This window comes from Haloarcula sediminis (assembly GCF_035656455.1).
Lineage (GTDB): Archaea > Halobacteriota > Halobacteria > Halobacteriales > Haloarculaceae > Haloarcula > Haloarcula sediminis.
The window spans coordinates 1-12388 of sequence record NZ_JAYMGA010000014.1; the positions used below are offsets into that span (position 1 = coordinate 1).

General features: G+C 52.5%; 10 protein-coding genes and 1 pseudogene. 3 read left to right on the forward strand and 8 right to left on the reverse strand.

What is annotated here, in order from left to right; genetic code table 11:
* Window positions 1-243: 243 nt before the first annotated feature.
* The 7 genes and pseudogenes from VJ162_RS17615 to VJ162_RS17645 all read right to left on the reverse strand — a co-directional run bounded on the left by VJ162_RS17615 (window position 244) and on the right by VJ162_RS17645 (window position 6710).
* A pseudogene (locus VJ162_RS17615) lies at window positions 244-1296 on the reverse strand (phage integrase SAM-like domain-containing protein).
* A gap of 26 nt (window positions 1297-1322) precedes the next feature.
* The gene (locus tag VJ162_RS17620) at window positions 1323-1832 is read right to left on the reverse strand and encodes a DNA-binding protein (RefSeq protein WP_324666094.1); all 510 of its coding nucleotides are present in this window, start codon (window positions 1830-1832) and stop codon (window positions 1323-1325) included.
* Complete coding sequence (locus VJ162_RS17625; RefSeq protein WP_324666095.1) at window positions 1825-2520, reverse strand: nucleotidyltransferase domain-containing protein; 696 nt, start codon at window positions 2518-2520, stop codon at window positions 1825-1827. The genes VJ162_RS17620 and VJ162_RS17625 overlap by 8 nt, the downstream gene beginning before the upstream one ends.
* 463 nt (window positions 2521-2983) lie before the next feature.
* Window positions 2984-3811 carry an ABC transporter permease gene (locus VJ162_RS17630; RefSeq protein ID WP_324666096.1) on the reverse strand — a complete coding sequence of 276 codons (828 nt, stop codon included), beginning with the start codon at window positions 3809-3811 and terminating at the stop codon, window positions 2984-2986.
* Window positions 3812-3961: 150 nt separating this feature from the next.
* Window positions 3962-4525 (reverse strand): ABC transporter permease, encoded by a 564-nt coding sequence (locus VJ162_RS17635; protein ID WP_324666097.1) that lies wholly within the window; start codon window positions 4523-4525, stop codon window positions 3962-3964.
* A 251-nt stretch (window positions 4526-4776) separates the two neighbouring features.
* Entirely contained in the window at window positions 4777-5535 is a 759-nt protein-coding gene (locus VJ162_RS17640) for an ABC transporter ATP-binding protein (RefSeq protein ID WP_324666098.1), read from the reverse strand.
* A gap of 77 nt (window positions 5536-5612) precedes the next feature.
* Entirely contained in the window at window positions 5613-6710 is a 1098-nt protein-coding gene (locus tag VJ162_RS17645; RefSeq protein WP_324666099.1) for a hypothetical protein, read from the reverse strand.
* Between the two features lie 336 nt (window positions 6711-7046).
* Here VJ162_RS17645 and VJ162_RS17650 point away from each other — a divergent pair, with 336 nt between their 5' ends.
* Window positions 7047-7814 carry an IclR family transcriptional regulator gene (locus VJ162_RS17650; RefSeq protein ID WP_324666100.1) on the forward strand — a complete coding sequence of 256 codons (768 nt, stop codon included), beginning with the start codon at window positions 7047-7049 and terminating at the stop codon, window positions 7812-7814.
* A gap of 512 nt (window positions 7815-8326) precedes the next feature.
* Here the strand turns inward: VJ162_RS17650 and VJ162_RS17655 are convergent.
* Window positions 8327-9298: an asparaginase gene (locus VJ162_RS17655; RefSeq protein ID WP_324666102.1), complete on the reverse strand. Its 972-nt coding sequence runs from the start codon at window positions 9296-9298 to the stop codon at window positions 8327-8329.
* 165 nt (window positions 9299-9463) lie between these two features.
* Here VJ162_RS17655 and VJ162_RS17660 point away from each other — a divergent pair, with 165 nt between their 5' ends.
* Both VJ162_RS17660 and VJ162_RS17665 read left to right on the forward strand, forming a co-directional pair.
* Window positions 9464-10813, forward strand: coding sequence for a dihydroorotase (locus VJ162_RS17660; RefSeq protein ID WP_324666103.1), 1350 nt, complete (start codon window positions 9464-9466; stop codon window positions 10811-10813).
* 94 nt (window positions 10814-10907) lie between these two features.
* On the forward strand, window positions 10908-11849 hold the full coding sequence (locus VJ162_RS17665) for an amidohydrolase family protein (RefSeq protein WP_324666104.1): 942 nt from the start codon (window positions 10908-10910) through the stop codon (window positions 11847-11849).
* Window positions 11850-12388 lie beyond the last annotated feature (539 nt).

Below are 12388 nucleotides of genomic sequence, written 5' to 3' on the forward strand. Positions count from 1 at the left end.
TTTAGCGACCGTAACACGAGTGAAGAGACGGATTTCGGATGTCAAACCAATCTGTCTCTTCGCTTTCTACCGAGATAACGCAGTCGTAGCTGTTGCGTCTAGCGAAACTACAGTGCCAAATTCTTGCATCACCCTGCGCCCGTACCACACTGATGGGAGACATGCTCCTGATTATCCCCGTATGCAGGTAGATTCAAGCGTCTCACCATCGTTGGCAAGCAATCAGTTGCGGTCTCGGCCTCTTCAGATGCAATCTATCTCGTTGATTGCTTCGGTCGCGAGCTCACCTAATTCGTCGGCTTCGATGTGCGAGTAGCGCTTACGAATCCTCTTCTCCAAGTTATCGAGATATCAAGCAGCAACCGTGTATCCGAACCCGCGGACAAGGATTTCTCCCATTCCCCGTCGGCCACCGTGGGGAGCAAGATAACGTGTTTCGGATGCTCAATGTCGATGTCTGCTGCATCTGAGTGCCGCTGGAGAATCGACCGTACTCCATCCGTCGTAATGGATGGTGGGTGGATATCCTCGTCAAGAGCCAGCAAGAAGTCTCGAGCGTACTCGCCACAGTGCCCCTCGATTGCATTTGTCCCGCCCAGTTCGTCCTCTACGAGCGTTGCGAGCGTCCGCTGGTCAAACGTTGGGAATACTGGCCATTGTACTGTCGGTGGATCCATCAGCATTCTATAGCTCTGGAGTGGCGCGATCACGAGCCGCCTTCAGAATCGTGTATCGCGCTCGCTGCCTGTCGAGGGGATTGACATCATCCGAGAGGGCACTATACGTCTCGATTGTATCGCGGACTTGGTCGTCAACGTATCGGGTAAGTTTGTGGCGCTGCTCGGAGGTCCATATCTGCTGGTCGCCAGGTTTGCGGCCGTCATCCTCTGGGAGTGGTGCCATCGCGCTTGCCCGCCGAGCGTAATGCTCCCTGAGATACCCCTCGTTCGCACACCAACCACACCACGCAGAGATGTAGTGGTAATACGTGTGTATAGTGTTTTGCTTGAGCGCGCAGTCACCGCCAAGGTATCGGGCATATGCCCGGAATACTCGTTCATCGAGATCTTCGAAGGTCGGATCCCGGTCAATATCATCTGGTACGATACCCGTCTACTCGCTCCGATCACGGTCATCGGCAGTCCACTGAGCGAACCGTTCGAGTTCCCGGGCTGCATTTCGTCGGTAGTTCCCGCTATCGCCACCACGCCCTTTCCCGTTGTCTTGGAGGTAGCGTTCAGTGGACTCGTTGATGGACATTCCTCTTGTTCGGTCTGATAGTGTATTCGGGCACATAGCACTCTCTTAGAAGACAAATAGAATCAGGCACAGAGACAGACACCACCTTCTCGCATCTGGCTCACCACAAACTGGTGAACAGCAGTTGCGAGTTCAGTCATTGCTTCGGCTTGTTCTTCGGTTGGACGACCACCACCGTAATAACTCTCAGTTCGGTTCTCGCTGTAGAGTTCCTTCATTTCCACAGCCGTATCTCTCTCGAATAGTCCGATCTGGTGTGCCCGGTCGTAGCTGAACTGGTGGTCTTGGAAATCCTGGAGCGTATCGTTGGTCATCGAGAGTGCATACGCCTCTATTGACCGTTCTATCGCCCCGAAGCAGACCTCTATGACGGCTGTGTAGTACCCGTCCTGTGCTTGGAGTGTGTCGACGACTTCGAGGAGTCGACAGGCTTTGGTCAGCTGCGTCTCCCAGTCTGCGTCGGCGCTGATTCCCTCTTCGAATACCGTCCTCCCTCTACCGACCATCTCGAAGGCGTCCTGCGCCCGTTCAATGGCGTCGAGCACGGCAGCAGGGTCCGAACCGTTACTCATCGTCGGCGCCCTCCTCTAGAAGGAGGTTTTCGACGGTTTCGAAGTCGCTCGTCTTGTAGACCGGAATGCCTGAGACGATAATTTCTCGAATATCATCCGTGTAGGCTGGAATCGCCTGAACAGCCTCAACGTCGATATCGTAGGCGTACCGGTCCCCATTGAAGACCATGTCTTCGAGGTCCCGGGCGACAGCGTTCGCTTCCCGCTGGCTTTCTGCCCGCCCGGAACGAGTGAGGACCCAGATATCGATATCGCTCCGTCGGTCAGCATCGCCCCGAGCGACGCTGCCGTACAGGATGATTCCGACAACGTTGGTGATATTGTCACGGAGCTTCGTTACCGCATTTTTGACCGGCTTGTGATACTCCGGTTGGGGAATCCGAAGAATAGGATCGTCCGGGATAGACAATCGGTTCCTGTTGATCTGTACGAGTCGCTGGTTGCTTTCGGGAGATTCAATGACCAAGTCACTCGAACTGAGAACATCTACTGCTCGTCGCACAGACTGGTGTGAATGGCCGATCTGGGTCGCGAGTTCTCTCAGCGAAAAGTCGCTAAATCGGTGGTTAGTTAAAAATAGAAGAATATCGCTCGTTGCTTTGTGTTTGAATAAATCTGGATTTGACGTGGGTATCGGGAGCGAAACAGAGGCACCGATTAAATCAGTGTCTTCCGTCTGACGGTTCATATGCCGTAACACGGACCACTAGTATAAAAATATTATATATGAACCAGGGTTTGCATAAGTCTCTACTTCAGTATCACCACCAGCATGCATGGGGAGACTGTAATCAGTGAGCGGACCTCAGCACATTCAGTTGATGGGATAAGCCGACACCACGATTCGTGATCCACCGACAGTGGCGAGGTGATTCGTACTGATCATGATTATCGCAGCATTCGCGACCAAGCTATCTAACAACCACACTGCTAACCGAGCGCTTAGAGCTCACCGGTATCTCGAAGTAGTCGAAGTAGCAGACCGAGCGTCACTGTTACCGCAACAACGACGGTGATTGCAATAATGAGCGTCCCCTTTCCAACCATATGTGGTGTCGGAGAATCATTTACAAGAAATTCCCGGTGTGAAACCATCCTTCTCGGGCCGATCCATTAGAGCAAGACATCACCCGTCAGTACGTTAGTGCCGGTCACGGTCCGAAGCCCATTGAGGTGTCCTCTCGCCACGAGAAGACTCTCTTTTCAATCTGCTGGAAGATTCCGTATTCGACAAATACGATGACAGCGGTGAATAAGATCGTCCACGTTAGCACGCCGGTCAAGGAGAGTCGTTCCATCTGGTACTCGATCATGAACCCAATACCGTTACTGGCTGCAATGAGTTCTGCGAGGGTCGTAATCTTCCAACAGAGCGCGAAGGCGTACCGCGTCCCTGCGAACCACTCAGGAAGGACCGACTGAAGGACGACTCGACGGATCATACGGGACTGTGAAACGCCGAAAGCCTCGGACATCTCCTGTTGCCGGTAATCGACATTCTTGACGCCCTCGTACACGTTCTGGGTCAGGAAAGGGAATGAGATCAAAGCGCCTGCGACCATCGGTGTGACATCGCTCTGACCGAACCACATCGCTGCGAATATCGCAGCGAATAGAGACGGCAATGCAACACCTACTGTAATATAGTCTTGAAGTGCCTTCGTCCAGAAATCGGACATCCCCATCAAAATACCTAACGAGGTCCCCAAGATGAGCGTGAGCACGAACGCGTACAGTATCCGGCGCATCGTCGCGACAAAGTGTTCGATCCACGTTCCGCTCTGGAGGAGGTCAAGCAACTCGGTAGCAACGAGCAACGGTGTAGAGATAGTATCCGCGAGGTCAAACCCGTAGGATACTATCGTCCAAACTATTAGTAACGCGACGATCGATTCGATGAAGACGACCGTCTTGTTCATCAGTAGCATCTCCGGGGCCAAACTGTAGCTCTTGAACCCCGTGGAGCGTTCGTTACTCATCAGTATCAGTGCTCGCGTCGGTTCGGATTATACGGTTCGTGGTGTATACGTTGCTGCGGATGTCCATAGTGTCGATTGTCCGGGTGATTTTGGGTGCTGCTGTCGAGTGTACTGGTCGTCTGTTCGTCGGTGGCTGTGCTCGAATAACGATCATCCTAGGAGGTTGAACTCCGCGTCTTGACGATACTCGAATACCCGCCGTTCGATGGGTTTTACCAGTCCGTATTCCACGCCTAGGATGACAACGATGAACACTGTTGCCCATGCCCAGGACTGTTCAAACTGGTAGAGTTGGTATGTCTGCATCAACTTGAACCCGATACCGCTGGACGCGGCGAATAGTTCGGTGATCGTGACTATCTTCCAAGACATGGCGAGCCCGAGCCTGAACGCCGAGAATAGCATCGGCGCCGCATTCGGGATAATGAGCCGCCCTAGCATGCGGGGACGTGAGACGTTGAACGATCTCGACATCGTAACAAGGTCTGACTCAATACTGTCAGTGCCTTTCCAGATATTCACCGCGATGAACGGCGCAGTCGTCAGCGCTGTCGCGACGACAGGTGCCCAGATCGTGAACCCAAACACGAGCGTCCCGACAGCCGCCCACGCAATAGCCGGAATCGAGAGGCCAATCACAGTGTACGGGGTGAGGAACTTCTGTCCATAATCATTGATACCCATTAAGATGCCGCCCCCGACGCCAAGAGCCATTGCTCCTGCGAATCCAAGCACAGTCCGCCACAGAGTCGCGCTTAAATGTACCCACACCACGCCGCGTTCAACGAGACCCCAAGCGAGGAGGACAGTTTCCTGCGGATACGGCATCAATTGGTTAGGGAACACAGTGGCAAGGGCAGTCCAGCCGACTAACCCTAAGAGGAGCCCGAAGGCCCGTGCGCCGAACCGATCCCAAATCCAATCGCGGCTTGGGAAGGGACGAGTAGTTGACGTAGCCATAATAATTATTCGATGCTGTGGAAGGTCTCTATCGCTTGCTGGCGAAACTTCAGGAATTCATCGGAATCCAACTCCCGAGGACGGTCCAGTGGGTTCTCAAGGTCAGCGTAGATTTCTCCTTGACCGAGCATCAGGATTCGGTCAGAGAGTTGAATTGCTTCTGTCATATCGTGAGTGACAAAGAACACCGTTTTACCGAGGCGCGACCAGAGGTCAAGCAGTTCCTCCCGGAGATCGTCCGCGGTTATTTCGTCGAGGTTGCTAAACGGTTCGTCCATTAGTAGCACTCCTGGATCAGTGCTGAGCGCGCGAGCGATCCCGACCCGTTGTTGTTGCCCACCAGAGAGCTGTGTCGGGAACTTGTTGTAGTGTTCTGAGAGTCCGACGAGATCAAGATACCGTTTCGCGAGGTCGTCAGTGTAGTCTGGGTTGTTCTCGTGGACGTATTCGATATTCTGTAGGCACGTGTTCCATGGCAGCAAGCGCGGTGACTGGAAGACGTGTCCCAACGTCTCTTCGCTACCGTCAGTGGAATCAAAACGGACTTGGCCCGCCGTTGGGTCAAGAATACCGCTGACGATGTCCATCATGGTAGACTTGCCACTTCCCGATTTCCCGAGGAGGCAAACAAACGTTCCAGGTTCAATCTCAATGTTTAGGTCGCTGAATACCTGTTCAGTTCCTTCTGCCGTCTCGAACTCTTTGCTTAGCCCCTCGATGTGTATCGAGGATGCACCACTATGTTGAATTTGTTCGCTGCTCATGGGAGGTCTAAATATTTTGGTTGGGTGTCCGACATGGTAATCATGATTCTATTATTTTGGACTAGCTCTGGGAGATCTTAGCATAATTGACGTTTTCTTCCCAGTTTTCGGGGGGCGACACCGAGTTCCGCGACGCGGTTGATGAAGCCCCGGTCCTCTTCGATGAATGAGTCGGTCAGTTCTTGATCCTCGTAGACTATCGGATATTCATTGTCCAGGGACATGTTGATACCCCAATCAGCGATGTACTGCGCTTGGGCTTCGGTCGTGACTGCGAGTTGCTCGAAGTGACCTTCTTCATCGGACATAATTCGCCCCATCGGATCCTCAAACAGCCACGCCATCCCTTCGTGCCACGCGCGCAAGAACGCCGCAGCGGCCTCCTCGTTCTCTTCTAAGAAGGATTGATTCGTGGTTAGACTGTTTAGAAGTGGAATCCCTATATCGTTGGCCTCAAGCGTTGCTGCACAATTGAACACCTCGCGGTGCTGCGGCGTTCCCGACTCGTCCAAGTGGCGTGCGATCCCGTGAACCGGTGACGCGTCACCGATTGCAAGGTCGCCATCAAGCATGAGCTGTGGAATCGCCGAATAGTCTGCCGTGATCGCGTTAAAATCACTTTGCTCTTGGGAGAACGTATACCCGAATTCAGTGTTAAACGCGGCCATGTATCCAGGGATTTCGCCGCCAGCCCACGAACCGATACCAACTGTCGCGCTGTCTTCGGCTATCGCGTCGATCGTTGCTTGCGCGCCACCGGTTGATTCGGGGTCGTACTGGCCACCACGGGGAACCCACATGCCTTTGAACAGTGGCGCGACCCGTCCGAAGACTGCGAGATCCAAGTCACGCTCAGCGCCAATCCGAGCCGCTTCTAAGGAACTCATCGTCGAAATGTCGGGCCCGCCAGCAGCGAACAGGGGCGCCCCTTCCCACGACCGTTGGACATTTGCTTGATAGCCCGCAGCTTCCATCTCGTCGGCCAAGATGTTGGTGTCGTTCGCGATATGGTCCATCATGATTCCTTGGAACCCAGACGGAGCCAGAGTGATATTCACTTCGTTGCTCGTGCTTCCGCCCCCCGAAGAACAACCTGCAAGGGCGGCTAGTCCGCTGGCTCCGGCTGCTTGTAACCAACTTCTACGCGACATACGTCTTTTTTCCTTCTTTGGCATACAATATCTCCGAATAGGTGTATATACATAAATCTACTGGGGAAATATGAACATATATGAGCGGATATACCAAGAAAAACAATAAAATTCACATATGCTGGGCCAATCATCAAGGAACGTGTCTAATTCGCCCTCACAGAGGGGTGAATCCGATAAAACGAGATAGAATTCTCTTTTGAGCGGATTCGGCTCGATAGCTGAGAAGGCGTGACTGGATAATCTCGCTCTCAGCGTTCTGATTTTGAGGAAAGCCGTGTCTATCTCTCCTACAGTGTGCTGGCTATCGATATCTAACATAATGAAACTTTAAGTCTAAACCAGTATTTGAATGTCTACATGAACGGGAATTCAGATGAACGTATACTCACTACTACTCAGCGTTCACTAGAAATAATTGATTTGATCCGCGAGAAGGAGGGCGCAACGCTTGCAGAACTAAACGAGCAATTAGACCTCGCCCGAAGCACGATCCATAACCACCTCATGACATTGGAAAAGATGGATTATATACACCGAAATGGGACTGTGTACCATCTTACGTTGCGATTCGTTAACTTTGGTGAGTACCTGAAAGCAAACCGGAGGAGCTACAACATAATCACAGAGGTCGTCGACGAGCTTGCTGAAGAAACTGAGGAAGATGTCTCCTTCGAAATCAAAGATCGGAGCAAACTGATGGTCATCTATGGCACGTATAATTCCCCGACTGAAACACGTCGACTCGGCGGGTATCACTATCTCCACAATACCGCATGTGGGAAAGCCATTCTTGCAGAGATGCCCCAGTCTGAAGTCGAACGAGTGATCGCGGAGGCAGGATTGCCGAAAGCAACGGACCACACGATTGTCTCCGAACCTGAGTTCTTCACGGAGTTAGAAACGGTTCGAGCGCAAGGCTATGCGGTAAACGATGAGGAATTTGTCGAAGGATTACGCGCGGTTGGAGCAGTCGTGAAGAATATCGACGGGAGTATCCTAGGTGCGATAGCAATTTCTGGGCCGACTTATCGACTTGACGCAACCCGGTTGAACAACGAACTTCCGGACCTTCTCTTAGAGGCATGTGATAACATAGAATCGGCAATTAACCCCTCCAATGACTGACTATTCCGCGCCATCGCTGAGCCCCCATCTTGGGCGACGATCTATATAATATCCAGCAAATCTAACCCCAACACAAATCTCGCGTTATTTCCTCCAAGAACCAACAATGACAAAACACCGGGGTTATGGACTCTGGTCGTCGAAATCGGTCTCAGACGCCTAGTTCAGTATGCAAAGTGAAAGTAAGTATAGACACACCTCCTACCAGGCTTCGTAGACATAATCCTGATGTTGTCCTACAGAACTGGATAACTTTGTCATAGGCGATGTGGCCTTTCCGGAACGTGATTTTTAGTTAGCTTATTTAGTTTCCGCGTGTACGTACGCGATGTTAGAACTGATGTATTGTTGTCCAGTAAAGCTGGACAACAGACGCAACATCAAGATTGAGATATGTATGAGCCGTTCCAATCAAGTGATGTACGGCGAAGTGAGTGTGAGATACAAATCCAAAATCAGATCCCTCCGCGTAAACGCGGAGGGGGGATATCAATCACTACCCAAAACGTCTGTTAGTCAGACTGGGTCGGGCGTTCAAACAGCGCTTCAAACCGATCAGCCCCTATCGCGACAATGGTTCGGATACGCGTCTTCTGCAGGTTTAGATCGCTATAATAACAGCCCAAATCCTGTAGCGTCGTTTCACTTCCTTCAAATTCGTAGGAATTACGGGCCAATCTGCCCTCTGGACAACGGGTCGTTGCGACAATTGGAACCCCTGCCTCAACAATATCTTCAAGCGCAGGTATGATTCTCGGGGGGATATGACCTGCCCCTGTCGCAGCGAGACATAGTCCATTACTCTCCTGTGCGGCTTCTATCTGAGCTGGTGGCATATCAGCTGTGACGGTGACAGCATGGATATTCGACGTGAGATCTTCGTAATTAACGACGACACTGGGATCAACGCCTGTAGGCGTTCGACGCCAAACGACACGATCCTCTTCGATTACCGCGAGCGGGCCAAATTCAGGCGACCGAAACGTATCGACATTCATAGAGTTCGTCTTGGTCACTTCACGGGCAGCGTGAATTCGGTCGTTGAACGCGACGAGTACAGAGCCCGTAGCTTGTGGCGCCTGTGTTGCTCTGACACTTGCGAGCAAGTTTGCGGGGCCATCGGGACTCGGGAGTGAGGGGTTTCGCATTGCACCAGTGAACACGACCGGTGTAGCCCCGTCGTAGCAGAGATCAACGAAATACGAGGACTCTTCGAGAATGTCAGTCCCTTGTGTGACGACAATACCATCGACCGACGGATCGGAATCAAGGTTATGAAGATGGTCAACGAGTGCGCCCATCTGTTCGACGGTAAATTGGGCGCTGGGGACGTTAGAGAAGTCGCTCGTTTCGATATCGGCGATATCTTCAAGTGTAGGGACGGCGGCTACGAGGTCCGAGCTGGAGAGTTCTGGACTAGCGTCGCCGCCGGTGTTTTCCGTCGATGCAATGGTTCCGCCCGTCGAGACAATAGTAACGGTCACATCTCTCGGTGGCAACCTTCGAGACATAAACTTTTGGACTGATTCCGAACTAAAGGGTGCCTCGATGATTGTTTGCGTGATATTTAACGAGTTTGGTATAGACTTGTTTGGTAATTTTAGTATACAGTGGAAAAGTAAAAGAAGGGGTACCCAAAATGTGGTGGTATGGCATACGATACTGTCATCGAAGGTGGAACTATCGTGACAGCCGACGACAGCTTGCGAGCAGATATCGCTATTGAAGACGGCCACATTGCGGCACTACTGGATTCGGATGCAGACCGGAGTGCCACACGAACCATCGATGCAGCCGGCAAACACGTTCTCCCGGGGGGCGTCGACCCCCATGTCCACATGATGGATCCCGGTGATACCGAACGGGAGGACTTCCCGACCGGAACCGCAGCGGCCGCGGCGGGCGGCATCACGACTGTCGGGGAACACCACCGAACTGACCCAACTGTACTCACGGCCGAAATCCTTGAGGACAAGCGCGATTACCTCTCAGACCGGGCTCGGATCGACTTCGGCTTACTTGCGGGTGGCCATCCAGACAATATTGATGAAATCTCTGACCTTGAATCGGCTGGGACCCTCGCTTATAAGAGCTTTACTTGTGAGGTGCATGGCGTTCCCCCACTCAAGAGCGCGTCGATGCACGAACTTTTCGCCGAGATAGAGCGGGTTGGGGGAATCAGCATGATCCACCCTGAAGACGAACTGATGTTGAACCACAACGAGGCCCGCATTCACGAGGAGGGACGGACCGACGGCAGCGTTATCCCTGAGTGGCGTTCGAAGGCAGCTGAGCAGGTCGCGGTTTCAACGACACTCCAAATCGCAAAGCAGACAGGCGTCCCCTTCTGGTTTGCGCACCTAACGCATCCGGAACTGCTTGAACAGATACGGCATGCTCGCGAGCAGGGCGTGGAAGTATACGCAGAGACCTGTTCCCATTATTTCTATCTCACTCGCGAGGACGTTATCGAGGATGCACCCTACACGATGTTTACCCCACCAGCACGTGAGGAAGCCGACCGAGAAGCGATGTGGGAGCACTTGGCAGCTGGTGATATTGACATGGTGAACGCGGATCATGCACCCTCCACAAAAGCACAAAAAGACGAAGGAAAAGAGGACATTTTCCAGGCCCCCTTCGGGATTCCTGGCGTCGAAACTGTCCTGCCCTTGCTTCTCAACGGAGCTGCTGAGGGGAAGGTTTCGTTGAATCGAATCGCCGAAGTGTTCTCGACGAATCCGGCGAAGATCCTCGATCTGTATCCCCAGAAGGGGGCAATCCGGGTCGGAAGTGACGCAGACCTTACAATCGTTGACATGGACAAGCGTTACACCATCCGGGACGAGGACATCGTTGCTAAGTGCGGTTGGACGCCTTTCGACGGGCTTGAAATACAGGGTGCTGTCGAATCGACGTACGTCCGCGGGGCGCCAGTCATGGAAGACGGCGAGATTGTCGGAGAACCAGGGTATGGCGAATTCATTCGTCGCGATTAATTTCCAACAATGGTAGCTAAAATAGATCATACAACAATGAACATGACCGCGTCGAATCGGTTCGTGACTTCCCCAGCAGAAAAACCAGTACTCAATGACAATTGATTTCGGCGCTCACATTTATCCGCCAGACGTATTCCCAGAGCCGCTCACGGGAAGTCCCATACAAGCTACAATCGGAGACGCTCTCGACAGTATCGAAACTCTTGAGCAACGTTACGAGGCGGCCGGTATCGATGAGGTTGTTCTCTCACAGCCTTATTATATGGGAATCGACGATCCAGAGTCCACGCGAAGAGCGAACGATGCCCTCTTCGAACTCTTTGATGAACGAGAAGGGCTCTACGGGCTTGCCGCGTTACCGGTGAGTGCTGGCGGGGCGGCGGCAGCCGAGGAGTTCGAACGGGCACTCGACAGAGGATATAATGGCGCGGCGATCGAGACAAAGACGAACGGCGTCGAACTTGTTGATACCGAACTCGAACCCGTCTTCGATGTCGCCGAGCAGTACGGGGCTCCTATTCTCGTACATCCGAAACTGGACGAGTCACTCCATCCAGACGTGCTTAGCGACAAGTACTTGTTAAATGCCACCTTTGGCCGCGAAGCAGCGCTTGCAGAGAGCATCTCAAAAGTCATCCATCAAGGCATCTTGGACCGACACCCCGACCTGAATCTTGTATACCACCATCTTGGTGGAAACATCGCAAGTATGATTGGACGGATACACCTCCAACTCGAAGAGGGGCGCTGGCCCGGACAGGAACGCACCAAAGACTTCGAAGCATTCAGTCAACAGCTACGCGAGAGGGTGTATCTCGATACCTCTGGCTTTTTTGGCTACGAGACGCCAGTTGAGACTGCACTTGAGGTGTTTCCGACATCGAATCTTCTCTTCGGAACGGACTATCCGTTCGAACCCCGAAGCGCGGATGAGCTTACGTCGTTTCGTAACACTATCACTGAAGTCGCTTCACAAGAAATGCAAAAAATCCTCCATGATAATGCAGAGGAGCTACTCGTGAACTACCCGTAAGTGGCTTTTTCGAGGTGAGGTGGTGGAATTTGGCGGTACTCTATCTTGAGAGGCTTCTCGTAGATCGTTCCAACTGTAGCCTTTGTTGACAGCCACGCTGTGTGCAGTGGCGCTTTTCAGTCGTATAGTGCACGTCCAGAATCGCCTGGCTTCTTATCAACGAGAGCTATTGATTCAAGTGTGAGTTGGTTAATGGCGTCGATGAATTCGCCGAAGAGGCATTTTTGAGCAGGGTCAGGAACTAGTTTCAGTTATAGGCTGGACAGTCAATCCCTAGGATAGCGAGTTCAAGTTTTCCAACATCATGCAGGAGGTTCTTGACGTTGACAGTGAAACGTGCCACGCCGTTCTACATGAGCTCCACAGGGAGAGTATTCTGCAGTCGCGTTCAGTCCAGATGATATCGAATCGACCGGATGGAGCCAAACCCCTCGCCGACTGTGATATTCAACTCGGGCTGTGGGTCAAGTCGCTCACTAAGATCGTGATGGGTTACTAACGGTTCGTTCTTGAGAAAGATATTCCGGATTTGTCTGAGA

Coding starts and splice junctions, on each gene's coding strand:
- VJ162_RS17620 (WP_324666094.1), bottom strand. CDS start 1,832: ATGAGTAACGGTTCGGACCCTGCTGCCGTGCTCGACGCCATTGAACGG.
- VJ162_RS17625 (WP_324666095.1), bottom strand. CDS start 2,520: ATGAACCGTCAGACGGAAGACACTGATTTAATCGGTGCCTCTGTTTCG.
- VJ162_RS17630 (WP_324666096.1), bottom strand. CDS start 3,811: ATGAGTAACGAACGCTCCACGGGGTTCAAGAGCTACAGTTTGGCCCCG.
- VJ162_RS17635 (WP_324666097.1), bottom strand. CDS start 4,525: ATGGCTCTTGGCGTCGGGGGCGGCATCTTAATGGGTATCAATGATTAT.
- VJ162_RS17640 (WP_324666098.1), bottom strand. CDS start 5,535: ATGAGCAGCGAACAAATTCAACATAGTGGTGCATCCTCGATACACATC.
- VJ162_RS17645 (WP_324666099.1), bottom strand. CDS start 6,710: ATGCCAAAGAAGGAAAAAAGACGTATGTCGCGTAGAAGTTGGTTACAA.
- VJ162_RS17650 (WP_324666100.1), top strand. CDS start 7,047: ATGAACGGGAATTCAGATGAACGTATACTCACTACTACTCAGCGTTCA.
- VJ162_RS17660 (WP_324666103.1), top strand. CDS start 9,464: ATGGCATACGATACTGTCATCGAAGGTGGAACTATCGTGACAGCCGAC.
- VJ162_RS17665 (WP_324666104.1), top strand. CDS start 10,908: ATGACAATTGATTTCGGCGCTCACATTTATCCGCCAGACGTATTCCCA.